25 protein-coding genes, 1 tRNA gene and 1 pseudogene are annotated in these 26,137 nt (G+C 66.2%); 22 read left to right on the top strand and 5 right to left on the bottom strand.

The annotated features are described in order from the left end of the window. The first annotated feature begins 1 nt into the window (after position 1). From FS388_RS00850 to fdhA, 13 genes are all read left to right on the top strand, one after another. A complete protein-coding gene (locus FS388_RS00850; protein WP_146338800.1) occupies positions 2-799 on the top strand; it encodes a TlyA family RNA methyltransferase in 798 nt (265 codons plus the stop codon). Between the two features lie 26 nt (positions 800-825). Continuing rightward, positions 826-1,776 (top strand): NAD kinase, encoded by a 951-nt coding sequence (locus tag FS388_RS00845; RefSeq protein ID WP_146338797.1) that lies wholly within the window; start codon positions 826-828, stop codon positions 1,774-1,776. After that, a complete protein-coding gene (gene recN, locus FS388_RS00840; protein WP_146338794.1) occupies positions 1,773-3,551 on the top strand; it encodes a DNA repair protein RecN in 1,779 nt (592 codons plus the stop codon). The genes FS388_RS00845 and recN overlap by 4 nt, the downstream gene beginning before the upstream one ends. Before the next feature lie 14 nt (positions 3,552-3,565). Further along, on the top strand, positions 3,566-5,248 hold the full coding sequence (locus FS388_RS00835; RefSeq protein ID WP_146338792.1) for a CTP synthase: 1,683 nt from the start codon (positions 3,566-3,568) through the stop codon (positions 5,246-5,248). Positions 5,249-5,254: 6 nt separating this feature from the next. After that, positions 5,255-6,268: a site-specific tyrosine recombinase gene (locus FS388_RS00830; RefSeq protein WP_146338789.1), complete on the top strand. Its 1,014-nt coding sequence runs from the start codon at positions 5,255-5,257 to the stop codon at positions 6,266-6,268. Between the two features lie 11 nt (positions 6,269-6,279). Further along, a complete protein-coding gene (locus tag FS388_RS00825; protein ID WP_146338786.1) occupies positions 6,280-7,167 on the top strand; it encodes a ParA family protein in 888 nt (295 codons plus the stop codon). Between the two features lie 7 nt (positions 7,168-7,174). After that, on the top strand, positions 7,175-7,975 hold the full coding sequence (locus tag FS388_RS00820) for a ScpA family protein (RefSeq protein ID WP_146338783.1): 801 nt from the start codon (positions 7,175-7,177) through the stop codon (positions 7,973-7,975). Beyond that, positions 7,972-8,592 carry an SMC-Scp complex subunit ScpB gene (locus FS388_RS00815; protein WP_146338780.1) on the top strand — a complete coding sequence of 207 codons (621 nt, stop codon included), beginning with the start codon at positions 7,972-7,974 and terminating at the stop codon, positions 8,590-8,592. The genes FS388_RS00820 and FS388_RS00815 overlap by 4 nt, the downstream gene beginning before the upstream one ends. Before the next feature lie 44 nt (positions 8,593-8,636). Then, on the top strand, positions 8,637-9,578 hold the full coding sequence (locus FS388_RS00810) for a pseudouridine synthase (RefSeq protein ID WP_146338777.1): 942 nt from the start codon (positions 8,637-8,639) through the stop codon (positions 9,576-9,578). Continuing rightward, positions 9,575-10,657 (top strand): prephenate dehydrogenase, encoded by a 1,083-nt coding sequence (locus FS388_RS00805; protein ID WP_146338774.1) that lies wholly within the window; start codon positions 9,575-9,577, stop codon positions 10,655-10,657. The genes FS388_RS00810 and FS388_RS00805 overlap by 4 nt, the downstream gene beginning before the upstream one ends. A 2-nt stretch (positions 10,658-10,659) precedes the next feature. Beyond that, positions 10,660-11,355, top strand: coding sequence for a (d)CMP kinase (cmk, locus tag FS388_RS00800; protein ID WP_146338771.1), 696 nt, complete (start codon positions 10,660-10,662; stop codon positions 11,353-11,355). Continuing rightward, on the top strand, positions 11,352-12,887 hold the full coding sequence (gene der / locus FS388_RS00795; RefSeq protein WP_146338768.1) for a ribosome biogenesis GTPase Der: 1,536 nt from the start codon (positions 11,352-11,354) through the stop codon (positions 12,885-12,887). The genes cmk and der overlap by 4 nt, the downstream gene beginning before the upstream one ends. Positions 12,888-13,019: 132 nt before the next feature. Then, complete coding sequence (gene fdhA, locus FS388_RS00790) at positions 13,020-14,234, top strand: formaldehyde dehydrogenase, glutathione-independent (RefSeq protein ID WP_146338765.1); 1,215 nt, start codon at positions 13,020-13,022, stop codon at positions 14,232-14,234. Positions 14,235-14,320: 86 nt separating this feature from the next. Here the strand turns inward: fdhA and FS388_RS12960 are convergent, their stop codons facing one another. After that, positions 14,321-14,458 (bottom strand): hypothetical protein, encoded by a 138-nt coding sequence (locus tag FS388_RS12960; RefSeq protein WP_168198546.1) that lies wholly within the window; start codon positions 14,456-14,458, stop codon positions 14,321-14,323. A 290-nt stretch (positions 14,459-14,748) separates the two neighbouring features. Here FS388_RS12960 and FS388_RS00785 point away from each other — a divergent pair, with 290 nt between their 5' ends. Together FS388_RS00785 and FS388_RS00780 are read left to right on the top strand one after the other, a co-directional pair. After that, positions 14,749-15,039: a YrhK family protein gene (locus tag FS388_RS00785; protein ID WP_246836243.1), complete on the top strand. Its 291-nt coding sequence runs from the start codon at positions 14,749-14,751 to the stop codon at positions 15,037-15,039. A gap of 103 nt (positions 15,040-15,142) precedes the next feature. Then, positions 15,143-15,841, top strand: a complete 699-nt coding sequence (locus tag FS388_RS00780) for a DUF6308 family protein (RefSeq protein ID WP_146338760.1) — start codon at positions 15,143-15,145, stop codon at positions 15,839-15,841. A 96-nt stretch (positions 15,842-15,937) separates the two neighbouring features. Here the strand turns inward: FS388_RS00780 and FS388_RS00775 are convergent, their stop codons facing one another. Then, the gene (locus tag FS388_RS00775) at positions 15,938-16,171 is read right to left on the bottom strand and encodes an AsnC family transcriptional regulator (protein ID WP_246836242.1); all 234 of its coding nucleotides are present in this window, start codon (positions 16,169-16,171) and stop codon (positions 15,938-15,940) included. Positions 16,172-16,430: 259 nt separating this feature from the next. Between FS388_RS00775 and FS388_RS13400 the strand changes: the two genes are divergently transcribed. Further along, positions 16,431-16,877, top strand: coding sequence for a DUF6308 family protein (locus FS388_RS13400; RefSeq protein WP_371708456.1), 447 nt, complete (start codon positions 16,431-16,433; stop codon positions 16,875-16,877). A 310-nt stretch (positions 16,878-17,187) separates the two neighbouring features. Here the strand turns inward: FS388_RS13400 and FS388_RS00770 are convergent. The 3 genes and pseudogenes from FS388_RS00770 to FS388_RS00760 all read right to left on the bottom strand — a co-directional run. After that, positions 17,188-17,260: transfer RNA gene (locus tag FS388_RS00770), tRNA-OTHER, on the bottom strand. Continuing rightward, complete coding sequence (locus FS388_RS13395) at positions 17,238-17,783, bottom strand: FAD-dependent oxidoreductase (protein WP_371708454.1); 546 nt, start codon at positions 17,781-17,783, stop codon at positions 17,238-17,240. The genes FS388_RS00770 and FS388_RS13395 overlap by 23 nt, the downstream gene beginning before the upstream one ends. A gap of 28 nt (positions 17,784-17,811) precedes the next feature. After that, a pseudogene (locus tag FS388_RS00760) lies at positions 17,812-18,681 on the bottom strand (FAD-dependent oxidoreductase); the annotation flags it as partial. A 141-nt stretch (positions 18,682-18,822) separates the two neighbouring features. On the opposite strand from FS388_RS00760, the gene FS388_RS00755 reads away from it, so the two are divergent. The 6 genes from FS388_RS00755 (at position 18,823) to FS388_RS00730 (ending at position 26,119) form a co-directional block, all read left to right on the top strand. Then, positions 18,823-19,680, top strand: coding sequence for a sulfurtransferase (locus FS388_RS00755; RefSeq protein ID WP_246836241.1), 858 nt, complete (start codon positions 18,823-18,825; stop codon positions 19,678-19,680). A 73-nt stretch (positions 19,681-19,753) separates the two neighbouring features. After that, complete coding sequence (locus FS388_RS00750) at positions 19,754-21,490, top strand: nitrite/sulfite reductase (RefSeq protein WP_146338750.1); 1,737 nt, start codon at positions 19,754-19,756, stop codon at positions 21,488-21,490. Then, the gene (locus FS388_RS00745; RefSeq protein WP_146338748.1) at positions 21,487-22,215 is read left to right on the top strand and encodes a phosphoadenylyl-sulfate reductase; all 729 of its coding nucleotides are present in this window, start codon (positions 21,487-21,489) and stop codon (positions 22,213-22,215) included. Before FS388_RS00750 ends, FS388_RS00745 begins: the two co-directional genes overlap by 4 nt. 37 nt (positions 22,216-22,252) lie before the next feature. Next, positions 22,253-23,215 carry a sulfate adenylyltransferase subunit CysD gene (cysD, locus tag FS388_RS00740; RefSeq protein WP_146338745.1) on the top strand — a complete coding sequence of 321 codons (963 nt, stop codon included), beginning with the start codon at positions 22,253-22,255 and terminating at the stop codon, positions 23,213-23,215. A gap of 1 nt (position 23,216) precedes the next feature. Beyond that, positions 23,217-24,650: a sulfate adenylyltransferase subunit 1 gene (locus FS388_RS00735; protein ID WP_146338742.1), complete on the top strand. Its 1,434-nt coding sequence runs from the start codon at positions 23,217-23,219 to the stop codon at positions 24,648-24,650. Between the two features lie 44 nt (positions 24,651-24,694). After that, positions 24,695-26,119, top strand: coding sequence for an FAD-dependent oxidoreductase (locus FS388_RS00730; protein WP_146338739.1), 1,425 nt, complete (start codon positions 24,695-24,697; stop codon positions 26,117-26,119). The last annotated feature ends 18 nt before the right edge of the window (positions 26,120-26,137 follow it).

Raw genomic sequence — 26,137 nt, 5'->3', positions numbered from 1 at the left:
GATGGCCCGCCTCGATAAGGAAGTGGTGGCACGCGGCCTCGCACCCAGCCGCACCCGCGCGGCGCAGCTCGTCGCCGAGGGTGCGGTGCTGGTCGACGGCAAGCCTGCCCATAAGCCGTCAGCGGCCGTCTCACCGAACAGCCGCATCGACGTGGAGCCGCGTGAGGCGTGGGTCAGCCGCGCCGCGCACAAGCTCCTCGGCGCCCTGGCATCCTTCCCTGGGGCGACCCCGTCCGGTCGTCGGTGCCTGGACGCGGGGGCGTCCACCGGAGGCTTCACACAGGTCATGCTTGAGCACGGGGCCCAGCACGTCGTCGCGGTCGATGTCGGGCACGATCAGCTGGATGCCTCGCTGAGAGACGACCCTCGCGTCACCAGCATCGAGGGGACAAACCTCAGGTACGCCCGCGCCGGAGATTTCGGTGCGCCCTTCGGGCTCATCGTCGCCGACCTCTCATTCATCTCCCTGCGTCTGGTGCTGCCCGCACTGGCCGAGCAGGCCGCCCCGCAGTCGGATCTGCTGCTGATGGTCAAGCCCCAGTTCGAAGTGGGACGGGACCGTCTCGGCCGCACCGGCGTCGTCACCAGCGGCGCCCAGCGCCGCGAAGCCGTGGAGGCAGTCGTGGCCGCCGCAGCAGCGGAGGGCCTTCACCTGGGCGGGATCGCGGTCTCGGCCCTCGCCGGGCAGGACGGCAACCGAGAGTTCTTCCTGCACCTCCGGCGACCCTCTGGGGACGCCGCCCAGGAACTGACCAGCCCAGCCGATAGGCTGGGCGAGATCGACTACGAAGATCCGTGAACATGATGTGAGCAGAAGGAGGCCGGATGGTTGCAGCGAAGCAGCGGGCCGTGCTCGTGCTTGCTCACACGGGCCGGATGGAGGCTGTCGAGGCGGGGATCGAAGTCGCTGAGCAGCTGCATGCGGCCGGACTGACCCCCGTCATGCTGGCCAAGGACGTGCAGGCAGTCTCCTCTCAGATGGGAGAGCGGCTGGCGGCGATACCGCTGGCCGTCGCCGAGGAGGACATCGCGCTGAGCGAGTGCGAGATCGGTATGGTCCTGGGCGGCGACGGCTCCATCCTGCGCGCAGCGGACCTGGTGCGTGAGGCCGACCTGCCCCTGATGGGCGTCAACCTCGGGCATGTGGGCTTCCTCGCGGAGTCGGAGCGCACACAGCTCGACGATTCCGTCCGATGGGTCGCCGAGCAGAACTATGTCGTCGAACGTCGCATGGCCCTCGACGTCCAGGTGTGGCACGGCAGCACCCACGTCACGTCGTCGTGGGCCCTGAACGAGGCCAGCATCGAAAAGGCCTCCCGCCAGCGGATGATCGAGCTGGTCGTGGAGATCGACGGTGCTCCGGTCTCGACCTTCGGGTGCGACGGCATCGTCATGGCCACCCCCACCGGCTCGACCGCCTACGCGTTCTCGGCCGGCGGTCCCGTGGTGTGGCCTGAGGTTCAGGCGCTGGTTCTGGCGCCCATCTCAGCCCATGCGCTCTTTGCGCGCCCGCTGGTGGTGGATCCCGATTCCACGATGGCCGTCGAGGTGCTGCAGCGTGAGGGCGAGGAGGGCGTGCTGTGGTGCGACGGGCGGCGGGCAATGCCCCTGCCCGGAGGAGCCAGGGTCGAAGTCACCCGCTCCGACAGGCCGGTGCTGCTGGCACGGGTGCACCAGACGCCCTTCTCCCAGAGGCTCGTCGAGAAGTTCAACCTGCCCATCACCGGCTGGCGCGGTCCGACCGTGAACCCGGGACAGGAGAAGAAGCAGGGATGATCGAGCACCTGAGCATCAGCTCACTGGGAGTCATCGATCGCGCCGAGCTGGAGCTGACCCCAGGATTCAACGTCGTCACCGGCGAGACCGGCGCGGGCAAGACGATGGTGGTCACCGCCTTCGGCCTGCTCCTGGGCCACCGAGGCTCGCCCGCGGCGGTCCGAAGGGGCGCAGAGCGAGCCAGCGTCGACGCTGAGCTGGAGGTGCCGGCGGGACACCCCGCCCGAGTCCGGGCCGCGGAGGCCGGGGTGCTCGACGAGGCGGACGCAGAGTCTGCCGAGGAGCCGTTCCTGATGGGACGCTCCGTCAGCGCCAAAGGTCGCAGCCGGGCCACGGCCGCCGGGCGCGGAGTGCCCGTGAGCACCCTGGGGGAGATCGGTGAGCAGCTCGTCACGGTCCACGGCCAGGCGGACCAGCTGCGGCTGAAGTCCGCCTCTGCCCAGCGCGCAGCCCTTGATGCCTATGCGGGTCCGGAGTTCGCTGCGGCCCTCCGGGCCTACCAGGACGATTTCGCCCGCTTCCGGGAGCTCGCCGCCGAGCTGGAGGAGATCACCACGAACGAGCTGGAGCGGCGGCGCGAGGCTGAGCACCTGCAGCAGGCGCTCGAGCAGATAGACGAGGCCGATCCGCAGCCGGGGGAGGACGCGCAGCTTCGGGCCGAGTCGATGCGCCTGGAGAACCTGGAGTCGCTGAGGGACGCAGCCCGCACCGCCCAGGCGGCGGTCGCCGGTGGCGACGCGGCGCTCGCGGACGAGGCCCCCAGTGCGGTGGCGCTGGTGGAGGACGCTTCGCAGGCGCTGGTCCCCGTGACGGATCAGGACCCTGAGCTGGAGGAGATCGGGCGGCAGCTCTCCGAGGTGTCCACGCTCCTCACCGACGCGGGCAACCAGCTCGGCGTCTACGCGGCCGGACTGGACGAGTCGGGCCCGGAGAGGCTCGCCGAGGTCCACGCGCGTCGCGCGGAGCTGGACCGGCTGATGCGCCTCTACGGCACAGAGATCACAGATGTTCTGCAGTGGGCCGAGGAGTCGCGTGCCCGGCTGGACTCCCTGCAGGGCGACGCCGGACGCATCGAAGAGCTCTCGGAGCAGGTGAAGGAGATGGAGGCCTCGCTGTGGTCCCAGGCCGGCGCGCTGCGCGAGAAGCGGCAGGAGGCAGGCGATGCCCTTGCCGCCGCAGTGGGGGAGGAGCTGGCCGCCCTGGCCATGCCGAACGCACGCCTTCTTGCCGACGTGACCCCGCTTGAGAGCCTCACCCGTCACGGCGCCGATCAGGCGGCTCTTCTGCTGGCTCCCCACGCAGGCGCGGATCCGGCGCCTCTGGGCCGCGGCGCATCAGGCGGTGAGCTCTCACGGGTGATGCTGGCCCTCGAGGTGGTGCTCTCTGAGCACGCACCCGCCTCCACCTTCATCTTCGACGAAGTCGATGCGGGAGTGGGCGGAAAGGCAGCGGTGCAGATCGGTCGGCGTCTGGCGAAGCTCGCTCAGCACGCACAGGTCATCTGTGTGACGCACCTGCCGCAGGTCGCCGCATATGCCGACAATCACATTCGGGTCTTCAAGGACCCGGAGGCATCAGGACAGTCCGACGGCGTGACGGCATCAGATGTGCGTTCCCTCACTGACGATGAGCGGGTGGGGGAGCTGGCGCGCATGCTGGCAGGCCACGAGGACTCCGTTTCGGCGCGCGCTCACGCCGATGAGCTGCTGAGGCAGGCCGCTGAGGAGCACCCGGCCTCCGCGCAGAGCTCCGCAACCCCCATCCCCGAACGCTGATAGGCTAGAACTCCGTGGTCAACCGCGCTTCTTCCAGAAACCAGAACACCCCCAGCCCAACTCGACAGATCTTCGTCACGGGGGGTGTTGTCTCCTCCCTCGGCAAGGGTCTGACGGCATCGTCCCTCGGTCACCTCCTCCGAGCACGCGGCCTGTCCGTCGTGATGCAGAAGCTGGATCCCTATCTCAACGTGGATCCCGGCACCATGAACCCCTTCCAGCACGGTGAGGTCTTCGTGACCGAGGACGGCGCCGAGACCGACCTGGACATCGGCCACTACGAGCGATTCCTGGACGAGAACCTTGACGGGGTCAACAACGTCACCACCGGCCAGGTCTACTCCAGAGTCATCGAGAAGGAGCGTCGAGGCGACTACCTCGGCGACACCGTCCAGGTCATCCCGCACATCACTGATGAGATCAAGCGGCGCATGCGTCTTCCTGCCGATGAGCCCGGCGAGCGTGATGCCCCCGATGTGATCATCACTGAGATCGGCGGAACCGTCGGCGACATCGAGTCTCAGCCCTTCCTCGAAGCTGCGCGCCAGCTCCGGCAGGACGTCGGCCGGGAGAACGTGTTCTTCCTGCACGTTTCGCTGGTGCCCTACATCGGACCGTCGCAGGAGCTGAAGACGAAGCCGACGCAGCACTCGGTGGCCGCCCTGCGGTCCCTGGGAATCCAGCCTGACGGGATCGTGCTGCGCAGCGACCGCGAGCTGCCTGCCGATATCCGGGGCAAGATCTCCAGGATGTGCGACGTCGACGCCGACGCTGTGATCAACTGCGCCGATGCTCCGAGCATCTACGACATCCCGCGGATCCTCCACAAGCAGGCCATGGACGCCTACGTCGTGCAGGCGCTCGACCTGAAGTTCAAGGACGTCGACTGGTCCAAGTGGAACAGCCTGCTCAGCGTGGTCCACCACCCCGATGACGAGGTCGAAGTGGCGCTCGTCGGCAAGTACATCGACCTGCCCGATGCCTACCTCTCGGTCACGGAGGCGCTGCGCGCCGGCGGATTCGCCAACAGTGCCAAGACGAAGATCCGTTGGGTGCCCTCCGACCTCTGCTCCGACCAGGAGAGCGCCGCCAAGGCGCTGGCAGGCGTAGATGCCATCTGTGTGCCCGGCGGGTTCGGCGTGCGCGGCCTGGACGGCAAGATCGGCGCACTGCGGTACGCACGTGAGAACGGTGTGCCCACGCTCGGGCTGTGCCTCGGGCTGCAGACCATGGTCATGGAGTACGCCAGGAACGTCGTCGGACTTCCCGAGGCCAACTCCACCGAGTTCGACCCCGACACGAAGTTCCCGGTCATCGCGACGATGGCGGAGCAGGAGACCATCGTCGCCGGCGAGGGCGACCTGGGCGGAACCATGCGGCTGGGCGCCTACGACGCGTCGCTGGTCGAAGGCTCCGTGGTGGCCGAGACGTACGGGACCACCGAGATCTCGGAACGTCACCGGCACCGCTATGAGGTCAACAACGCCTACCGCGAGCAGCTCTCTGAGGCTGGGCTGGTGTTCTCCGGAACCAGCCCGGACGGCACTCTCGTGGAGTTCGTGGAGCTGCCCAGGGAGTCGCACCCCTACTACGTCTCCACGCAGGCGCACCCCGAGCTGAAGTCCCGGCCCACCAGCCCTCACCCGCTGTTCGCCGGCCTCATACGAGCCGGGCTGCAGCGGCGCTCGGCACGCTGAGCGGCCGTGGGCCTGTCAGAGGCGGTGCAGGAGTATCTGAGCCACCTGCGCATCGAGCGCGGCGTCTCGGAGAACACCTTCGCCTCCTACCGGCGTGATCTGCGCCGCTACACGGCCTACCTGGACAGTCGGGGGACCTCCTCGCCCGATGCGGTGGACGAGGGGCACGTCTCGGACTTCGTGCAGGCTCTGATGACGGGCGGCGACGGGGGAAGTGCTCTCTCCTCGCGCTCGGCCGCGCGGGCCCTGGCCTCAGTGCGCGGTGCCCACCGGCACTGGGCCCTCGAGGGGCTGACCGCTCACGACCCGGCGAGGGAGGTCGCTGCCCCGAAGCAGGCAGAGACCCTTCCGAAGGCCCTGACCGTGGACCAGGTCACTGCATTGCTGGACGCCCCCTCGGCGGCCGACCCGCTCGGGCTCCGGGACAGGGCGCTCCTGGAGTTCCTCTATGCCACGGGCGCACGGATCAGCGAAGCGGTGTCATTGGACGTCGATGACGTGCATGTGGTCCAGGCCGGCCAGGAGAGTCCGCCCGCCGACCCTGCCGCCTCGCCCCCGGATGCCGAGGAGGATGGCGACCGGCTCGTTCTGGTCCGAGTGACGGGCAAGGGGAACAGGCAGCGCCTCTTGCCCCTCGGGCAGTACGCCCAGCGGGCGGTGGGCGACTACCTGACGGCCGGCCGCCCCGCGCTCCTCGAGACTGCCTCAGCCGCAGGGCGCTCCGGGCGGTCCCGAGGGAGCGCTGCACTCTTCCTCAACCGCCTCGGAGGCCGCCTGTCGCGGCAGTCGGCGTGGTCTGCGCTCGTCAAAGCGGCCCGCGCAGCGGATATCGGCGCGGAGGTGTCGCCGCACACCCTGCGCCACAGCTGCGCCACCCACCTGCTCGAGGGCGGCGCGGACGTGCGCACCGTCCAAGAGCTTCTGGGGCACGCCTCAGTCACCACCACCCAGATCTACACCAAGGTGACCGCCGACTCGCTTCGGGAGACGTATATATCTGCCCATCCGCGAGCCTTGTAGGGTAAGGAGTCATGACGGACCAGGAACCCACCGAGCTTGTGACCATTCACGGGGACGCCATCATCGGTCCCACTGGACGGCCCAAGCACGAGTTCCCCATCCCGGACGCCCTTGACTCCCACGGCCCTGCCCGGACGATTGCGGTGGTCAACCAGAAGGGCGGCGTGGGGAAGACGACCTCGGCCATCAACCTGGGCGCCGCTCTGGCTGAGTACGGCCGTCGGGTGCTGATGGTCGACTTCGACCCGCAGGGAGCTCTCAGCGCGGGCCTGGGAGCCTCACCGCACGATCTGGACGTGACGATCTACAACGTGATGATGGAGAAGGACGTCCGCACCCGGGACGCGCTGCTCTCAACACACATTCGTGGGATCGACCTGCTTCCTGCCAACATCGACCTCTCCGCAGCCGAAGTTCAGCTGGTCACGGAGGTCGGGCGCGAACAGGTGCTGCAGCGAGCACTGCGCGAGGTCCGCGACGACTATGACGTCATCATCATCGACTGTCAGCCCTCATTGGGGCTTCTGACCGTCAACGCCCTCACGGCAGCCCACGGAGTGATCATTCCCCTGGTGGCCGAGTTCTTCGCCCTGCGGGCGGTGGCGCTGCTGAAGGAGACCATCGAGAAGGTCCAGGACCGCATCAACCCGGACCTTGAAGTCGACGGCGTGCTGGTGACCATGGTCGATCTGCGCACCACCCACGCCAAGGAAGTCATTCAGCGCATCGTCGAAGCCTTCGGCGACCGGGTCTTCGAGACCGTCATCAAACGATCCGTGAAGTTCCCAGATGCCACGGTGGCGGCAGAGCCGATCACCTCCTACGCCCAGAAGCACGACGGAGCCAAGGCATACCGTCAGCTGGCGCGCGAGCTCATCGGCCGCGGCGCAGCCCCGTGATCCTCGCATGAGCTCGGAGCTGCTGGACGCTGAGACGGAGGCACCAGGCTTCCGGCTCAGCCTGGAGAACTTCGACGGCCCCTTCGACCTGCTGCTGGGCCTGATCGCCAAGCGCAGGATGGATGTCACCGCTGTCGCCCTGGGAGAGGTCACCGACGAATTCCTCTCCTACGTGCGGACGCTGGATGCCCGCCGTGCACTCGACGAGTCGTCCAACTTCGTCTTCGTCGCCGCGACGCTGCTGGATCTGAAGATCGTTCAGCTCCTCCCCGGATCCGAGCCCGATTCGGAGGAGGACCTCGCCGCCCTCGAGGCTCGAGACCTGCTGTTCGCCCGCCTGCTGCAGTACCGGGCCTTCAAGGAGATAGCACGCCATCTCGGGGATGCCGTGGGCGCCAACGAGCGACGCGTCGCCCGCCAGCCGGGCACCGACCCCGCGCTCGCCGGGGTGCTGCCCGAGCTGATATTCAACGCAACCCCTGAGGACCTGCGTGCGCTGGCGGAGAAGGCCTTCGGGCGACGCGCGTCCGAGCCCGACGAGGTTCGCCTCGAGCACCTCCACACATCAGTCGACTCCGCGGCGGAGAGGCAGCAGGTGCTGCGGATGCTGCGCGAGGCGGGACGGGTCACCTTCCAGCAGCTCGTCGCCGACGCCGATGCGCAGGCTGTGGTGGTAGTGCGCTTCATGGTGCTGCTGGAGCTCTTCCGCGACCGCGTCGTCTCACTCGATCAGCCGGTTCCATTGGGCGAGCTGACGGTGACCTGGGCTGACGGCGAATCGCAGGCGGAGGAGATCGAGGACCGATGACGCAGCGTCCGGAGCCCGAGTCGGACCAGGGGCAGCCTCTGACCTCGCACGAGGATCGGCTGGGTGCGCTCGAGGCAGTGCTGATGGTCGCCGAGCAGCCCGTGCCCGCAGCGGATCTGGCTGCCGCTGTGGGACTGCCCCTCCACCACGTTCAGCCCCTGCTCGACGAGCTCCGGGCCGAAGCTGACGGCAGCTCCGGGCGGCAGAGAGGCTTCGAGCTGCGTGAGGTGGCCGGGGGCTGGCGCTACTACTCGCGGGAGCGCTTCTCCGAACCGGTCTCTGCCTTCATGCTCGGCGGTCAGATGGCGAAGCTGTCCCAGGCTGCGCTGGAGACCCTCGCCGTGATCGCGTACCGGCAGCCGGTCTCACGCTCAGCGGTGGCTGCGATTCGCGGTGTGAGCGTCGACGGGGTGGTGCGCACACTGGTCACTCGAGGCCTGCTGGACATCGCGGGCACTGACCCGGCCACAGGGGCCACGCTCTACATGACGACCACCGAATTCCTCGAACGTCTGGGGCTCGACTCACTGGATGATCTTCCGCAGCTCAGCCCGCACCTGCCGGGCGTGGGGGACCTCGTCGAAGCAGACTTCAGCGAGCAGGAGCCGGGCCTCTGAGCCGGCGCACTGCGGTGCGCCCTGTGGCCGGTAGACTGGCGGCCATGTCTTCGAGGGGTTCGGGCGGCCGTGCGCCCAGAGCGTCCCGTGCCGCACGCACCCCCAAGCCGGGCACATCCGGAGGTCCCTTCGCGAATCAGGCGAAGCACCGTCTGATCTCCTCTGAGCCCAAGCGTGTGAAGCTGCGCGCCGATGAGGCCGAGGAGAACTTCCGGGCCGTGCATGACCCGGAGGGCACCCGCCTGCAGAAGGTTCTGGCCTCCGCCGGTGTGGCTTCCCGCCGGGTCAGCGAGAATCTCATTGCGGAGGGGCGCGTCATGATCGACGGCCGTACCGTGATCGAGCCCGGAGTTCGGGTGGTCCCTGAGCAGGTCACGATCCATGTGGACGGCATTCGGCTGAACCTCGACGTGGAGCACCAGTACGCCGTGCTGAACAAGCCGGCAGGGGTGATGACCACCATGTCCGATCCGGAGGGGCGGCGGTGCGTCGGAGACTTCCTGACCCCGGAGCAGCAGAAGCTGCGGCTGTTCCATGTCGGCCGTCTGGACTTCGAGACAGAAGGTCTGCTGCTGCTGACCAATGACGGGGATCTGGCCCACCAGCTCACCCATCCGTCCTACGAGGTTCCCAAGACCTACCTCGCCGAGCTGCGCGGCAATCTGCCCAGGAAGGCGGAGGCCCAGCTGCGGGCCGGCATCGAGCTGGAGGACGGCCCCATCGTGGTGGACGACTTCCACCATATGGGCTCGAACGGCGGACGAACGCTGGTCCAGCTCACTCTTCACTCCGGCCGCAACCGCATTGTCCGGAGGATCTTCGAGCACTTCGGAGCTCCGGTGGCGCGGCTGGTGCGCACCGCCGTCGGTGGGATCGCCATCGGCGACCAGGCGCAGGGCACGGTGCGGGAGCTGACCTCGCGGGAGGTGGGGCACCTGCGCGACCTCGTCAGCGACCAGCCGAACGAACAGGGTGGGACGCGGTGAGCTTTCAGACAGTCCTCGTACGAGGCACCGGCCTTCTGGGGACCAGCATCGGCTTGGGCCTGCGCGCATCGGGAAAAGAAGTATGGCTCTCGGACCCTTCTCAGGTGGCGGTGAGCATCGCTGCCGACATCGGCGCCGGCAGGGTGTGGAATGACGAAAGGCACCCCGACCTGGTCGTGGTCGCGGCTCCGCCGGAGGCCACCGCAGAGGAGGTGCATCGGGCGCTGGTGCGTCACCCTGAGGCGATCGTGGTGGACATCGCTTCGGTGAAGGGTTCGGTGCTGGACGAGCTCCGCCAGTTTCCCGGTGAGACCGATCTCACCCGCTACGTGGGAACCCACCCGATGGCTGGTCGTGAGCGCTCTGGTCCCGTGGCCGCCCGTGGCGCTCTCTTTACGTCGATGCCGTGGGTGATCTGCCCCCACGAGGACGTCGCAGAGGAGACCGTCGCAGCTGCAGAGGAGCTGGCCCGCCTGCTCGGAGCGAGTCTGCACAGGATGACTCCGGCTCAGCATGATGGGTCGGTGGCGCTGATCAGCCACCTGCCGCAGGTGGCGGCCTCTCTGGTGGCCTCACGGCTTCAGAACGCCCCCCAGCAGGCGCTGGGCCTCTCCGGCAATGGGCTTCGGGACGTCACCCGAATCGCCGCCTCCGACCCGAACCTGTGGGTCCAGATCCTCACCTACAACGCGCCGGCCGTTTTGGAGATCCTCTATGGCCTGCGCGAGGACGTGAACCAGCTCATCGGGACCTTGGAGGCTCCGCGGGCTCCCGGAGGTCAGGCCGACATCGCTCAGCTGATCGCTGAGGGCAACGCGGGGGTGGCGCGGATTCCCGGAAAGCACGGCTCTCCGCCGCAGTCATTCACCGTGGTCACCGTCATCGTCGACGACCGTCCCGGACAGATCGCCGCCCTGCTCAATGACGTCGCAGAGATCGGGACCAACGTCGAAGACATGCGCATGGACCACTCCGCAGGCCATGAGGTGGGTATGGTGGAGCTTTCAGTTCTGCCTGGCCGGGCCGAGGAGCTGGCTCAAGCGCTCACGCACATAGGATGGAAGGTAGTGCTGACTTAGTTATGGCTGAACCACATTCCCGGATGATCATTGCCGTCGACGGCCCCTCAGGCAGCGGAAAGTCCAGCGTGTGCCGGGCGGCTGCGACCCAGCTGGGCGCTGACTATCTCGACACCGGGGCGATGTACCGGGCGGCGACCTGGTACTGCTTGGACCAGCAGCTGGATCTGGACGACGAGGCCGCAGTGGCGGTGGCGGTAGAGGAGATGCCGCTGCACCTGTCCACTGATCCGCAGCATCAGAGCGTCACGGTGGGCGAGACCGACGTGTCCGTCGCGATCCGTGAGCCGCGGATCTCCGAGGCGGTCTCTCAGGTGGCGACGAACCGTCGCGCTCGGTCTGTGCTGATCGACGCGCAGCGCCGCATCATCGACGAGTCCGGATTCATCGTGGCCGAAGGCCGCGACATCACCACAGTGGTCGCTCCCGACGCCCAGGTGAGAGTGCTGCTGACGGCATCGGCGGAGGCGCGGCTGCGTCGCCGCGGGCTGCAGCTCACTGCCGAGTCCGGCGCCGAGCAGGACGAGGCAGCCCTGAGACGCCAGGTGCTCGAGCGGGACCGCAGGGACTCAGCCGCGTCCAACTTCACCGAGGCCGCCGATGGGGTGGCCGTGCTTGACAGCTCAGACCTGACTTTTGAGGAGACCGTGGATTCATTGATCGGCCGTGTGGAGACCCTGCAGGATGCTTCGCGATGAGTGACCGCACAGAGGGCGAGTACGTGCCCGAGGGTGAGGACCGCATCGAGGAGCGGCTGGCGAGCCTCAGCGAGGAGGAGGCCCAGGCGCGCGCCGCAGCGCTGCGGGCCGGCCTTGAGGCGTATGAGCTCGAGGAGGACGATGCTGACCTTCTTGAGGACTTCGTCGAGAGCGAGGCCGAGGAGCTCTACCTTCCCGCGCCGCCGGTGCTGGCAGTGGTGGGCCGGCCCAATGTGGGCAAGTCGACGCTGGTCAACCGCATCATTCGTGCGCGCGAGGCCGTGGTCGAGGATGTCCCCGGCGTCACTCGGGACCGAGTTTCCTACGAGGCGGAATGGAACGGCACAGATTTCACGCTCTTGGACACCGGCGGCTGGGAGGCCGACGCGAAAGGAATGGCCAAGCAGGTCGCTGACCAAGCTGAGATGGCGGTAGACGAGGCGGATGCCGTGGTGTTCGTCGTCGACGGTCTGGTGGGTGCGACGGCGGTCGACGAAGCCGTTGTCCAGATGCTGCGCCGCAAGCGCAAGCCGGTGATTCTGGCCGCGAACAAGATCGACAACACCTATGAGGGCTCGTCGCAGATGGCCGAGGTCTACGCCCTGTGGAACTTGGGGCTCGGGGAGCCGTTCCCGATTTCGGCGCTGCACGGCACCGGCACCGGCGACATGCTGGACGCAGCCTTGAGAGTCCTCCCGGAGACGGCGCAGCACGGGGGTGTGATCCCGCAGGGCGGGCCTCGGCGTGTGGCGCTGGTCGGGCGTCCCAATGTGGGCAAGTCCTCGCTGCTGAACAAGCTGGCCGGCTCTGACCGAGTGGTGGTCGATGACGTGGCCGGCACCACCCGCGATCCGGTCGACGAGTTCATCGAGCTCGGCGGGCAGCAGTGGCGTTTCGTGGACACTGCGGGGATCAGACGTCGTCAGCACATGGCGGCGGGCTCTGAGTACTATGCGATGCTCAGGACTCAGCGCGCCCTGGACAAGGCAGAGGTCGCCGTGGTGCTGGTCTCGGTGGAGGAGCCGGTCAGCGAGCAGGACGTGCGGATCATCCAGATGGTGCTCGATTCCGGCCGTGCCGTGGTGCTGGCCTACAACAAGTGGGACCTCATGGACGAGGAGCGTCGCTACTACCTGGAGCGCGAGATCCAGCGCGATCTTGCGCATGTGGCCTGGGCGCCCCGAGTCAACGTATCGGCCCTTACGGGATGGCACAGGGACAGGCTCGCGCCGGCTCTGAACACGTCCCTCACCAACTGGGAGCAGCGGATCTCCACGGGGCGGCTCAATGCGTTCCTCGGCGAGTTGGTGGCGGCGCATCCGCACCCGGTGCGCGGCGGCAAGCAGCCGAGGATCCTCTTCGGCACGCAGCCGAGCACCCGGCCTCCGAAGTTCGTGCTCTTCACCACGGGCTTCCTGGATCCCGGGTATAGGCGATTCATCATTCGGCGGCTGCGTGAGACGTTCGATTTCACCGGCACTCCGATCGAAGTGCAGATGCGTGTGCGTGAGAAGCGCAAGCGTCGCAAATGAGTCTCATTAAAATTAGATTTACTGTCTTTTTGTAATTCTAAAAAGTGCTTCACCTTCGGGTTTATTCGGGCTACCGTGGTTCTTGCATGCCGTGATGTTCGTCACGGTGCAGTCGACTGGCAGGAGTCCGTCATGAGCTCGAATCGTGTTGTCGTCTACAAGGGCCCGGGTGAGGTCACCATTGAGTCCGTGGACTACCCGAAGCTGGAGATTCCCAAGGAGGTCGCGGACCATTTCGGCATCTCGCAGAAGGCTCCGCATGCTGCGATCCTCAAGGTGGTCACCACAAACATCTGCGGCTCCGACCAGCACATGGTCCGAGGGCGGACAACGGCTCCTGTGGGTCAGACTCTGGGCCATGAGATCACCGGTGAGGTGGTGGAGGTCGGCGAGGACGTCCTGTTCACCAAGCAGGGGGACATCTGCTCCGTGCCGTTCAACATCGCTTGCGGGCGGTGTCAGACGTGCAATGACGGAAAGACCGGCATCTGCCTGAACGTGAATCCCGCCCGGGCTGGGGCCGCATACGGCTACGTCGATATGGGCGGCTGGATCGGCGGTCAGGCCGAGTACGTCATGGTTCCCTACGCCGACTTCAACCTGCTGAGGTTCCCGGACCGCGATCAGGCGCTGGAGAAGATCCTGGACCTGACGATGCTGTCGGACATCTTCCCCACCGGCTATCACGGCGTATACACCGCGGGCGTGACGACGGGCTCGACGGTGTACATTGCTGGCGCAGGGCCTGTGGGGCTTGCGGCCGCGCACTCTGCTCAGCTGCTGGGTGCAGGTGCGGTGCTGGTGGGCGACATGAACAAGGAGCGCCTGGCCAAGGCGGAGAGCTTCGGGTGCGTGGGCATTGACCTGACCCGGGACGGAAGCCTGCCGGACATGATTGCTGAGGTGCTTGGTGAGCCGGAGGTCGACGCTGCCGTGGATGCGGTCGGCTTCGAGGCACGCGGTCATGGTGAAGGCGCTGCAGAGGCTCCCGCGACGGTGCTCAACGACTGTATGGAGGTCGCTCGCGCTGGTGCCGGAATCGGCATCCCCGGGCTGTATGTCACCGGGGACCCCGGCGCTGCGGATGACAACGCCAAGGAGGGCACACTGGGTGTCCGCTTGGGGCTCGGGTGGGCGAAGTCGCACACGTTCGCCACTGGTCAGTGCCCTGTGAAGCAGTACAACCGGCAGCTGATGAAGGCGATCATCCATGACAAGGCGAGGATCGCGGACGTCGTCAGCGCCACCCCAGTGTCACTGGACGATGCGCCGGATGCGTACCAGCAGTTCGACTCCGGGGTTGCCCGGAAGTTTGTCATTGACCCGCATGGGATGGTGTCCTCCTAAGCTCAGGAGCGCGGGATGCGAAGAGGCTCCCTGCGACCCTTCATCACGGGTCGCAGGGAGCCTTTCGCGTGTTGAGGGCGGGAACGTCATTTGCTGACGTACACCCGTGAACGTTCCCGGAATACGTGCACTCCGGAGAGCGCGAAAGCAATCATCACAAACACCGGACCGGCGATGAGCGACCAGCGGAGCGTGACATCCCAAGCCGTCAAGAAAGTATCCATGACCTGACAGTACGCTCATCGCGAACGAGTAGGTGCTCGACGTGCCGGTTATGCGCAGGGCGCATTTGCGTGCGCCTCAGGCGCTGCATGCGAGCTATCTGTGAGCGGATGCCTGCCCGCCTTGACCACGGCCTTGCCAGCGTCGAAAAAGCTTTCGTCCTACCCACAGCAGAATCGTCCTGATGATCATGATCCGACCGTAGCCAGCGAACCCGTGCGTCCCCTTGGCGGTCGCAGGACGCTGAGAGGGAGCCATGGGGCCGCGTCGGTTGCTCCGGACGATGGATATCGTGACATCCCTGAGTGATCACTCCAGCGACCTGACTCTGCGCATCGGCCACGAAGAACTGATCATCCGTGGCCGCTACGAGACGCTGAGCATCATCAACGACATCCTCATTGCGCTGTGGTTCATCAGCGGCAGCGTCCTGTTCTTGAGTGAATCCACGACGACTATTGGAACGTGGCTGTTTCTGATCGGCAATATGCAGCTGCCCATCCGCCCAGTCATCCGGCTCGCCCGCCGGATGCACATCACGCGCATCGGGGGAGGGGCAGGCGCAGCCTCGCAGGACTTCTGAGCCTATTCAGCAACACGAAGCCGAATGAGACAGGCCTCGTGGATAGAAGAATTCTGGTGAGCATATAGTTAGGATGTAAGCCCAGGTATCAAAAGGAGCTCTCGTGGACAATGCATCCCAGTTTCCGTCCGTGTCAGAAAATGTTGTCGATCATGCACGAGAGCAGGCGTTTATCGCGTTGCGTGACGCTAAGACTCCCCGGCTTTTACGCGAATTTTATGATCCGGAGACTAATTACGCTGGAGCGACGTTCACGCAGCTGGGACCAGTGGACCACGGTGCAGTGACGGCGGTCGACCTCGTAGCTACCGCAACACTATCCGTGACAATCCCTCCCCGGGCAGTGCGCCGGTTTCTTGGGGAGGAGGGCACAGCTCAAGAACTATCGCGCCTCCTGCATGCGTTGCCGGATGTCACCCTGGAGAACACTACCCCTGCGGACTTCGCTCCTATGAGCGAGTTTTACGATTTCATCAAAACTTCGTTAGCTCGCGCAGGTACGGCGTCGTCTAATGCGTGGGTAACGGCCAGCAAAATCACCGCACGAAAACGTCCCGGCCTGTTTCCTGTCCGCGATAGCGTCGTATGTACATATCTGGGTATCCATAACCTGCGAGATCGTGCGAAGGATTGGGTGGTTTTTCGCGAGCTCATGCGAGACCCCGAGATTTTAGAACGTCTGGAAGTGCTTGCTTCATCTACTAAAGAACCTTCGATGGAGAACCGGCCAGTTGTTGAGCCAGAGCCCTTGAGGCTGCTCGATGCCGTGCTCTGGAGGTTTGCGGGTAATCCCGGCCACTAGCCGTCAGGAGCGGGTTCGTCGGCGGGTGGTAATCGGCCGCCTCTAGATGGTCATCCCCCTCGAGGGCTCCGAGGTTCGAACCCAACTTTTCCTGCCTCAATTAGCATCATCGTTGAGGGCGGTCAGCAGTTCGCCGACCCGATGGTGGCGCTCCAGGGGGTGCCGCAGGGGCAGCTCCGGGTGCACACGACAGCGATTCCGGTGTCCGACACGCTCTCGGTCCAAGTACCCCTCGTTGAGGAGTTCGGCCCGGATGCGCTGTGCCGCACGTTCAATGATTCGCACCTTCTCCGCTATCTCACGGACGAGCAGCCCGTGATCCCAGGCCACGCAGATCCGTACGTGTGCATGATCGTTCAGGTGAGCTGCCCTGGGGTTGATGGAGGCTCCGGCTACATCCTCGACCGTCTTCCATGGACCGCGCTGGGCGCGTCGATACCGGGCCGGCGACCCCTCGTGGGGGGCGGGATGCTGTGCTCCCCATGGATGAGCATGAGGGGGACGGCCGAAGAGCCCTCATGAGGTTACGGTGTCGCGTGGCTGTGACACGGCCCAGGGCGGGGAAGTGTGAGCGGCTGAGGTCGACGAATTGAGCAGAGTTCGCGGGAGATGCATAACCCGCGATTCGAGGAGACGGGCCTGTGACAGTTCAAAATCTTCCCGCGGTCAAGCAAGACACTATCGATCTCGCTCGCAATCGGGCGCTTACGGCTCTTCTCGACGCTGGCACGCCTCAGCGTCTGGCGGATTTCTTACAACCCTGAAGGCAACTACGCAGGAGACTGCAGCCCAGGACTCCGGGGCGAGGTGCGAGTTCTACGACCTGGTCAAGGATTCGCTAGCCAAGGCGGGGACAAAGGCGTCCAGCACCTGGGTCACAGCTAGCAAGGTCACCGCACGGAAACGACCTAAGCTCTTCCCTGTCCGAGACAGTGAGGTGTGCAAACTCCTTGGGATGCAGGACCTAGGAGACCGAGAGAATGACTGGTGCGTCTTCCGTGAACTGATGCTCGACTCCGAGATTCAAAATTGCTGAGTGGTCTACCAGCTCAGGTCCGGACAGCTGCTGGGGAGACTCCATTGCGTCTGGAGCCCGCACCCGTGAGGCGTCTTTGACGCAGTGCTGGAGGTTCGCTTGAGCCGGTCAGGGGGAGCGGTGAGACTGGCCACCAGGACGGTCTCGATTGACGCCATGCGTGGCCATAAACGACCACTGGCAGTGTGCGCAGAAGTCTACTTGTCACGTCACTAGTGACCTTCGAAACGGCGTCTCCGGGACCATTCCGGGTCAAGCAAAAGCCTCCGCTTCCCTTGTTCTACAAGGAAGCAGAGGCTCTGCATGTTAGTCGGGCTGGCGGGATTTGAACCCACGACCTTCCGTCCCCAGACGGACGCGCTACCAAGCTGCGCTATAGCCCGTAGACGTGCTCTGCGCCGAAGCGAACCCGGCGGAAGCACCCGAAAGTCTACATGAGGTTTGACGGCTCAGCGACTCGGCCCGAGAGCTCCTGCGCCATGGCTGCCTGCGCGGCCAGCTGCCCGGAAAGACGGCCCCTTCCATGGTGCCCAGGTACTTCTGCGCTGTGTAGTCGCCTGCGAGCACCAGGCCGTTGATGGAGGTGCGCTGCTTCGGGCGCTTGGCGTCATTGCCGGGCTTGGGCGGGTAGAAGTCCTCAGGCATGACGATCTTGCGGAAGTCCAGCATCTTGTGCCGCAGGTCCAGTCCCAGCCGGTCGGCTTCCTCGAAGGCCTGCTTCGCCAGCTCCCATGAGTCGGTTCCGCGGTGTGCCTCCGGCTCGGTGCACACAATGCTCACCCGGCCCCTGGAGTCGGCGAACGTGGTGCGCGACTGTTCGGCGAACCACCCGAGCATGGTGCCGGGTCCGAATGTGGAGCGGTCCTGCGGCAGGAGCGGCTCCGCGAGCTCGAACTGCAGGCTCACGATGGGGAGTGCTCCATGCTGAAAACGCGTCGAAGGACGGCTCACCGGACAGCTGCTCGCGCACCAGCTTCTGCGCAGGACCTATGGATGAGGCCAGCACGACCACATCTGCCACCAGCGTCTCGTCGTCAGTCCGCACCCCGGTGACTTCACCAGCGTCAGTGACCAGCTGCTCGACTGCGCAGGAGGTCCGGACTGTCGCTCCTCGGGTGCGCAGATATTCGGCGATGGGCTCCGCGAGGACCTCCGTCATGGGACCTGCGAAGGCTCCCGCGCGCGATGATGGGCTGGTGTCCCAGTACGAGGAGGTGAGGTTCATGAACGTCGCCATCGAGAACTGATCCGCCGGAACGCTGAAGAGCCCGTCGGTCAGCGGTGCCAGGATGCGGTCGATGGTCGCCTCTGCCAGGCCGTGCTTCAGCGCGAACTCCTGGACGCTGAGGCCGTCGAGGGACTCGTCCTCGCTGCTGTGCTGCTTCGCCGCGGCGGCGAGCATCTTGCCGTGCTTCGCCTTCTCCGTCATGGGCAGGAAGTCATTGTTGCCCAGCGCCTCGCCGACGGACTTGATCGGCCGATGCACCACCGACGCGCCGAACTCGGCCTTGGGCCCGCCATCGGGGGTGATGATCTCGACCTCGTCCTCCCAGACCACGATGTCTTCGAGATCCGTGCCGGTGCGTCGGATGAGGTCTGTCGTTGCGGTGAATGAGCTCATGAAGCGGTGGAGTCCGGATTCCACGGTCATGCCGTCGGCTTTCCAGCTCGAGGTCCGGCCCCCAACCTGCTCGGCTCGTTCAAGCACCGTGACCCGGTGGCCGGCGTCGACAAGATCCACGGCGGCGGCCAGTCCGGCCAGGCCCGCCCCAACGACAATGGCGTGCTTCGCATTCTCAGGCATAGACGGAAATTAATGGGCGAATCTACAGGGAAACTCCAGGAACCCTGGACTCGAGCGTAACGAGCGACCTGATCACTCTGTGCGCACACCGCATCACCTGGTGCTCTTTATGTTCAAAATATTCGCATACAATATGGCGCTATGGCCTACCGCGAGACACTGCCTCACCTGATGTCCGCCGCTGAGCTGCACGCTCGAATCGATGACCCACAGGTGAAGATCCTCGACGTCCGGTGGCGGCAGGATCGCCCCGAGGGCCTGCCCGAATACCTGCAGGGACACATCCCCGGCGCTGTGTTCGTCGACCTCGACTACGAGCTCGCCGATCCCATGTCAGCCAACAACGGGCAGGGCCGCCACCCGCTGCCGGCACCGTCGGACTTCCAGGAGACGGTGCAGCGCTGGGGGCTCAGCGGCAGCGAGACAGTGGTGGTCTACGACGATCTGAAGAACCTGTCCTCGGCCCGAGCCTGGTGGCTGCTGAAGTGGGCAGGCTTCCCGGACGTCCGCGTCCTCGACGGCTCTCTGCGGGCGTGGACCGCCGCCGAGTACCCGCTCGCGGACGCCCTGCACCTGCCTGAGACGGGCAGTGCTCTGGTCCGGCCCGGGCAGCTGCCGCTGCTGGAGGCCGACGAAGCGGCAGCGTTCGCGCACGAGGCCACCCTGCTGGATGCTCGCCCCACGGACCGCTACACCGGCGACCATGACCCGCTGAGCGTTCGGCCGGGCCACATTCCCGGGGCCATCAGCGCCCCGGCGACCGGAAGCGTGGACGCTCAGGGACGCTTTCTGCCGGCCGAGCACCTGCGCCGGCGATACCTGAGCCTCGGTGTCGACCCGGAGCGTCCGGTGGCCGTCTACTGCACCTCAGGCCTGCATTCGGCCCACTCGGTCATCGCCTTGGAGCTGGCCGGATTCGACGCCGTCCTCTACTCGGCCGGCTACAGCCAGTGGACCCGCGATGAGCAGCGATCGGTCATGGTGGGCCTGCGCCCCTGAGCACTGAACGCGAATGTGAACAAAACTTACGCGCAGCTATTTTCTGAGCCGCGGAGAGGCGTACCGTTTCAATATGTCCACTGAGACCAGTTCTCGTCCCGCGCGGCCGCCGCGGCAGAAGAAGCCCAACGGCCAATGGAAGGTCGACGGCCAGGAGCCCCTCAACCACAACGAAGAGTTCAAGCAGGAGGACGACGGGCTCAACGTTCGTCAGCGAATCGAGGAGATCTACTCCAAGCAGGGCTTCGCCTCCATCGATCCTGACGACCTGCGCGGCCGCTTTCGGTGGTGGGGTCTCTACACCCAGCGCCGCCCCGGCGTACCCCCGGGTGCCCACAACTCTCTTCCCCCCGAAGAGGTCGACGACGAGTACTTCATGCTCCGCATCCGCCTCGACGGCGGCGCCCTGACGACAGATCAGCTCAGACTCATCGGGGAGCTCTCCAGAGACTTCGGGCGCAGCACCGCCGACATCACCGACAGGCAGAACGTTCAGCTGCACTGGGTGCGGGTGGAGGATATGCCGGAGATCTGGCGGCGCTTGGAATCGGTCGGACTGGGCACCACCGAGGCCTGCGGCGACACGCCGCGCGTGATCCTCGGCTCGCCCGTCGCCGGCATCGCCGCCGACGAGATCATCGACCCCACCGCCGTCATACAGGAGATCTCTCGGCGCTACATCGGCGACCCTGAGCTCTCCAACCTGCCGCGCAAGTACAAGTCAGCCATCACCGGCCATCCGAGCCAAGACGTCGTCCACGAGATCAACGACTTCTCGCTGGTCGGTGTGGTCCACCCCGAACTGGGGCCGGGATTCGACCTCTGGGTCGGGGGAGGGCTCTCCACGAACCCCCGCCTGGCCGAGCGCCTCGGGGTCTTCCTCACTGAGGATGAGGCCCCCGATGTGTGGCACGCAGTCACCCAGTGCTTCCGGGACTACGGCTACCGGCGCCTTCGCGCCAAGGCCCGGCTGAAGTTCCTGCTCGCAGACTGGGGCCCGGAGAAGTTCCGCCAGGTGATCGAGGACGAATACCTCGGGCGGTCCCTCACCGACGGCCCCGAGCCGCCGGCGCCGACCAGCCCCGGGGACCATATCGGCGTCCACGCCCAGAAGGACGGAAGGTTCTACATAGGAGCCGCCCCTGCCGTCGGACGCGTCAACGGAGAGCTTCTTCTGGAGCTGGCCGATCTCATCGAAGCTCACGGCTCGCATCGGCTGCGCACCACTCCCCACCAGAAGATCGTGGTGCTCGACGTGGCCGCGGAGAAGGTCGAATCCCTCAAGGACGGCCTCTCCGCGCTCGGCCTGGACCCCAGCCCAAGCGTCTTCCGACGGTCCACCATGGCATGCACCGGCATCGAGTTCTGCAAACTCTCCTTCGTTGAGACCAAATCCACGGGCATCACCGTGATCGGCCAGCTGGAAGAGGCCTTGGCCGATGTCGCCGACCAGCTGCCGGAGCGCCTCACGCTGAACATCAACGGATGCCCCAACTCCTGCGCCCGCATCCAGGTCGCAGACATCGGGCTCAAAGGCCAGCTGATGGCCGGTGACGACGGAGAGCAGACCCCCGGCTACCAAGTGCACCTCGGAGGCGGGCTCACGTCCTCCGACCGCGACGAGGAAGCGGGCCTCGGCCGCACCGTCCGTGGGCTGAAGGTCTCCCGCGAGGGGGTGGCCGCCTACGTCGAGAAGCTCATCCGCCGCTACCTGAGCACCCGAGAGTCCGCGTCCGAGACGTTCGCGGTCTGGGCGCACCGGGTCGACGACGACGTCCTCCAGCACCAGTGGGAAGGACGTTCCGCATGAGCACCGCCGCCGTCCTGAACCCCGACCAGCTCAGAGCGCTCGCCGAATCCGGTGCCGAGGAGCTGGCCTGGGACGCCCCCGCAGAAGAGGTTGTCGCCTGGGTGGCCGCACATTTCGACACTCCGGACGTGGCCGTCGCCTGCTCCATGCAGGACGCGGTGCTGCCCGCACTGGTCGCCGACCAGGTTCCAGGGGTGGACGTGCTCTTCCTCGAGACCGGCTACCACTTCGCCGAGACCATCGCGGCGCGCAACGACGTCGAGCACCGCCTGAACGTCAGAATCGTCGACGTGCAGCCCAAGCTCACCGTGGAGGAGCAGGACGAGCAGTACGGCAAGGACCTCTTCGCCCGTGACCCGGCCGCCTGCTGCCGCATGCGGAAGATGGAGCCGCTGGGACAGACACTGTCCGGGTACAGGGTCTGGTTCACCGGAGTCCGCCGGGACGAGGCCCCGACCCGCAGCGGCACACCCCTGATCACCTGGGACGAGATGCACGGGCTGGTGAAGGTGAACCCGCTGGCCACCTGGAGCTTCGACGATCTCGTCGGCTACGCCGCGGACCACGACGTCCCCGTGAACATGCTGCTGCAGCACGGCTACCCGTCCATCGGATGCAAACCGTGCACCCGCCCCGTGGCACCAGGCGAAGATCCCCGCTCAGGACGCTGGGCCGGCACCGGAAAGGTCGAATGCGGCATCCACACCACCGACTCCACCTCCTGACCAGCACCGCACCCCGACCAGCACCCTCGAGGAACCCATGACCACCACCGCACCCGAAGCCCAGCGCACCGCACAGCAGCTGGCGCAGGACGGCGTCCTCTCGGCCGCCGGCACCACGGCGCTGGCACGCCTGGAGGCTGAAGCCATCCATATCATCCGCGAGGTCGTCGCAGAGTTCGACCGACCAGCGATGCTCTTCTCCGGCGGCAAAGATTCCGTGGTGATGCTTCACCTCGCATCCAAAGCCTTCTGGCCCGGCCGGGTCCCATTCCCTGTGGTCCACATCGACACCGGCCACAACTTCCCCGAGGTCATCGACTTCCGCGACCGGACCGTCGAACAGATGGGCCTGCGCCTGGTGGTCGGCTCGGTCCAGGACCTCATCGACACCGGCGAGCTCCAGGAGCGCGCTGACGGCACACGGAACCCCCTGCAGACCGTGCCCCTGCTGCGAACCATCGCGGAGAACCGGTTCGACGCTGTCTTCGGAGGCGCTCGCCGGGACGAGGACCGTGCCCGGGCGAAAGAGCGGATCATCTCGCTGCGCGATGAGTTCGGGCAGTGGGACCCGCGCTCGCAGCGGCCTGAGCTCTGGAACCTGTACAACGGGCGGCACAAGCCGGGCCAGCACGTGCGCGCCTTTCCCATCAGCAACTGGACTGAGCTGGATGTGTGGCGCTACATCGCCTACGAGAGCATCGAGCTGCCGCCTCTGTACTACGCCCACGAGCGTGAGGTCTTCCACCGCGACGGGATGATCCGGGCGGTCGGCCCGTTCAGCCAGCCCGCCCCGGGGGAGTCGACGCAGACCCGGCTGGTGAGGTACCGCACGGTCGGGGATATGTCCTGCACCGGGGCAGTGGACTCGGCAGCCGTGAACAATGAGCTGGTTCTGCAGGAGGTTGCCGAGGCCACGGTCACTGAGCGCGGAGCAACCCGCGCCGATGACCGCCTCTCCGAAGCGGCCATGGAGGACAGGAAGAAGGACGGGTATTTCTGATATGACTGTGAGCGCTGAATCTCCGCGGACGGCGACGCCGTCGGGCACCCTTTTCCGTCTCGCCACTGCCGGAAGCGTCGACGACGGCAAGTCCACCCTGGTGGGCCGGCTGCTCCACGATGCGCAGGCCATCCTCAGCGACCAGCTCGCAGCGGTCGCCCGCACCTCTGCCGAGCGCGGCTTCGGAGAGGCCTTCGATGAGTCTGGCCAGCCCCTGGATCTGGCGCTGCTGACGGACGGGCTGCGCTCTGAGCGTGAGCAGGGCATCACCATCGACGTCGCGTACCGCTACTTTGCGACCGATCAGCGCAGCTTCGTGCTCGCCGACTGCCCCGGGCATGTCCAATACACACGGAATACGGTCACCGGCGCCTCCACTGCGGACGCGGTGGTCCTTCTGGTCGACGTGCGCAACGGCGTCGTCGAGCAGACTCGCCGGCACTTGGCAGTGGCCGCTCTGCTTCGGGTTGAGCACATCATCATCGCCGTGAACAAGATCGACGCCCTCGACTACAGCGAGGAGGCGTTCCGCACGGTGGAGGCAGAGATCCTGCGTGTGGCACGAGAGCTTCGCGGCCACAGCGACGCGCTCCGCCCCGATGCGGCGGACCCGATCGTGGTGCCCGTCTCCGCTCTGCGCGGCGACAACGTAGTCACCGTCTCGCAGAGGACGCCCTGGTACGCCGGGCAGGCTCTGCTGCCGATCCTCGAGCACCTCCCTGATGCTGATGCCCAGCACCGCCTCGAGGAGCCGATGAGGCTTCCGGTCCAGACAGTCATCAGGCCCCAGGGCGGCCTGGCACCGGGCGTGCCCGGCGATGAGTTCGCAGATTTTCGCGGGTACGCCGGCCAGCTCGCGGCCGGGCGGCTCAGCCCAGGAGACAGGGTGAGGATTCAGCCGGGCGGGCACGTCACCGAGGTGACGTCAGTGCGACGCACCGGGCTGCAGGCAGACCTCGCTGAAGGTGAGGCAGCGGCCGCAGGCGAATCGGTGGTGGTGGAGCTGGCCGGGCAGTACGACGTCTCCCGCGGCGCTGTGCTCACTGCTGAGGCAGAGCCGGCGCAGGAGCTCGACGAGGTGCGGGTCCGTCTGGCGTGGTTGCACGAGAAGCCGGCATCGGTGGGGACCCGCGTGCTCTTCAAGCACGGGACAACGACCGTCAAGGCGCTGATCAGCGAAATCCGTACCCGACTGGACCTGAGCACCTTAAACGCGGACAATTCTGATCAGTTGGAGCTCAACGACATAGGAACCGCCACGATCAAGCTCGCCGCGGCGCTGCCCGTGGACGACTACACCGCATCCAAGCGCACCGGAGCCTCGCTGCTGATCGATCCAGCGGACGGCAATACACTGGCCGCCGGACTGATCATCCTGCCCGAGGCCCCCGAAGAGCAGGGTGCTGACTCTGCGGAGGACTGGCTGTCCTCCTAGCCAGCATCCCGCACACCACGTAAGGACAAAGGACCGAATACCAGATGACCGAGACCACCTCCGCCCCCTCCCGCCGCGTCGCCGTCGTAGGCGCCGGTCCCGCCGGCGTGTATGCATCAGACATCCTGCAGCGCTCTGAGCAGGGCGGGAGCATGGCGATCGACCTGTTCGACCGCTACCCGGCGCCCTTCGGGCTCATCCGCTACGGCGTGGCGCCGGACCACCCGCGGATTAAGGGCATCATCAAGGCGCTCCACAAGGTGATGGAGCGCGGAGGCATCCGGTTCATCGGCAACGTCGACTACGGCCGCGACATCACCCTCGAGGAGCTGAGGAAGCACTACGACGCCGTGATCTTCGCCACCGGCGCCATCGACGACGCTGCCCTGAACATCCCCGGCATCGACCTCGAAGGCTCCTACGGCGCCGCAGACTTCGTCTCCTGGTACGACGGCCACCCCGACTACCCGCGCGAGTGGCCGCTGAACGCTGAGCAGGTGGCGGTGCTCGGCAACGGCAACGTCGCGCTCGATGTGGCTCGTGTGCTGTCGAAGCACGCTGAAGACCTTCTGGAGACCGAGATCCCGGACAACGTCTATGAGGGGCTGCAGACCTCCCCGGTCCAGGACGTGCACGTCTTCGGCCGCCGCGGCCCGGCCCAGGTGAAGTTCACTCCCTTGGAGCTGCGGGAGCTCTCCCACACCCGCGACGTCGACATCGTCCTCTATGAGGAGGACTTTGAGTTCGACGAGGCGTCGGACGAGTCCATCAAGACCAACAACCAGGTGAAGACGATGGTCAACACTCTGGCGAACTGGCTGGTCGAGCAGGAGGAGCGAAGCGAGGAGGCTTCGCGGAAGCTTCACCTGCACTTCCTGCACCAGCCGGTCGAGATCGTCGAAGGCAGGAACGAGGACGGCTCGGGCACCGGCAAGGTGGCGGGCATCAAGTTCGAGCGCATGGAGCTGGACGGCACCGCGCGAGCTCAGGGCACCGGCGAGTTCGTGGAGTATCCCGTGCAGGCTGTCTACCGTGCGGTCGGCTACTTCGGATCGCCGCTGGCAGACATCCCGTTCGACTCCGAGCGGGGCATCATCCCCAACGACGGGGGGCGGGTGCTCGATGAGACCGGTTCCCCGGTGGAGGGCATCTATGCCACCGGTTGGATCAAGCGGGGACCGGTCGGCCTGATCGGCCACACCAAGGGCGATGCCTTGGAGACGATCAACCACCTGCTGGAGGACTTCCCGAACCTGCCCAGCGCAGAGCAGCGCGATTCGGATGTGCTGGACCTTCTGGAGTCCCGCGGTGTGCAGACCACTTCCTGGGAGGGGTGGCTGTCGCTGGACGAGCACGAGCGTCAGCTCGGCGAGTCCTACAGCCTGCCCTCGGGGGAGGCCCGTGAGCGGATCAAGGTGGTGGCTCGTGAGGAGATGGTCAGCGTCTCCCGCGGGGTGACGACCGCCTGACAGCGCTCGAACGTTTCA

Origin of the sequence: Nesterenkonia sp. NBAIMH1 (assembly GCF_007922635.1) — a bacterium.
GTDB lineage: Bacteria > Actinomycetota > Actinomycetes > Actinomycetales > Micrococcaceae > Nesterenkonia > Nesterenkonia pannonica.
The sequence above is the reverse complement of the archived record's forward strand: the minus strand, read 5'-3'. Positions and strand labels throughout refer to the sequence as shown.

Excerpts from the sequence above, each read along its gene's own strand:
- FS388_RS00850 (WP_146338800.1), top strand. The coding sequence starts at position 2 with ATGGCCCGCCTCGATAAGGAAGTGGTGGCACGCGGCCTCGCACCCAGC.
- FS388_RS00845 (WP_146338797.1), top strand. The coding sequence starts at position 826 with ATGGTTGCAGCGAAGCAGCGGGCCGTGCTCGTGCTTGCTCACACGGGC.
- recN (WP_146338794.1), top strand. The coding sequence starts at position 1,773 with ATGATCGAGCACCTGAGCATCAGCTCACTGGGAGTCATCGATCGCGCC.
- FS388_RS00825 (WP_146338786.1), top strand. The coding sequence starts at position 6,280 with ATGACGGACCAGGAACCCACCGAGCTTGTGACCATTCACGGGGACGCC.
- FS388_RS00820 (WP_146338783.1), top strand. The coding sequence starts at position 7,175 with ATGAGCTCGGAGCTGCTGGACGCTGAGACGGAGGCACCAGGCTTCCGG.
- FS388_RS00815 (WP_146338780.1), top strand. The coding sequence starts at position 7,972 with ATGACGCAGCGTCCGGAGCCCGAGTCGGACCAGGGGCAGCCTCTGACC.
- FS388_RS00810 (WP_146338777.1), top strand. The coding sequence starts at position 8,637 with ATGTCTTCGAGGGGTTCGGGCGGCCGTGCGCCCAGAGCGTCCCGTGCC.
- cmk (WP_146338771.1), top strand. The coding sequence starts at position 10,660 with ATGGCTGAACCACATTCCCGGATGATCATTGCCGTCGACGGCCCCTCA.
- der (WP_146338768.1), top strand. The coding sequence starts at position 11,352 with ATGAGTGACCGCACAGAGGGCGAGTACGTGCCCGAGGGTGAGGACCGC.
- fdhA (WP_146338765.1), top strand. The coding sequence starts at position 13,020 with ATGAGCTCGAATCGTGTTGTCGTCTACAAGGGCCCGGGTGAGGTCACC.
- FS388_RS12960 (WP_168198546.1), bottom strand. The coding sequence starts at position 14,458 with ATGGATACTTTCTTGACGGCTTGGGATGTCACGCTCCGCTGGTCGCTC.
- FS388_RS00755 (WP_246836241.1), top strand. The coding sequence starts at position 18,823 with ATGGCCTACCGCGAGACACTGCCTCACCTGATGTCCGCCGCTGAGCTG.
- FS388_RS00750 (WP_146338750.1), top strand. The coding sequence starts at position 19,754 with ATGTCCACTGAGACCAGTTCTCGTCCCGCGCGGCCGCCGCGGCAGAAG.
- FS388_RS00745 (WP_146338748.1), top strand. The coding sequence starts at position 21,487 with ATGAGCACCGCCGCCGTCCTGAACCCCGACCAGCTCAGAGCGCTCGCC.
- cysD (WP_146338745.1), top strand. The coding sequence starts at position 22,253 with ATGACCACCACCGCACCCGAAGCCCAGCGCACCGCACAGCAGCTGGCG.
- FS388_RS00735 (WP_146338742.1), top strand. The coding sequence starts at position 23,217 with ATGACTGTGAGCGCTGAATCTCCGCGGACGGCGACGCCGTCGGGCACC.
- FS388_RS00730 (WP_146338739.1), top strand. The coding sequence starts at position 24,695 with ATGACCGAGACCACCTCCGCCCCCTCCCGCCGCGTCGCCGTCGTAGGC.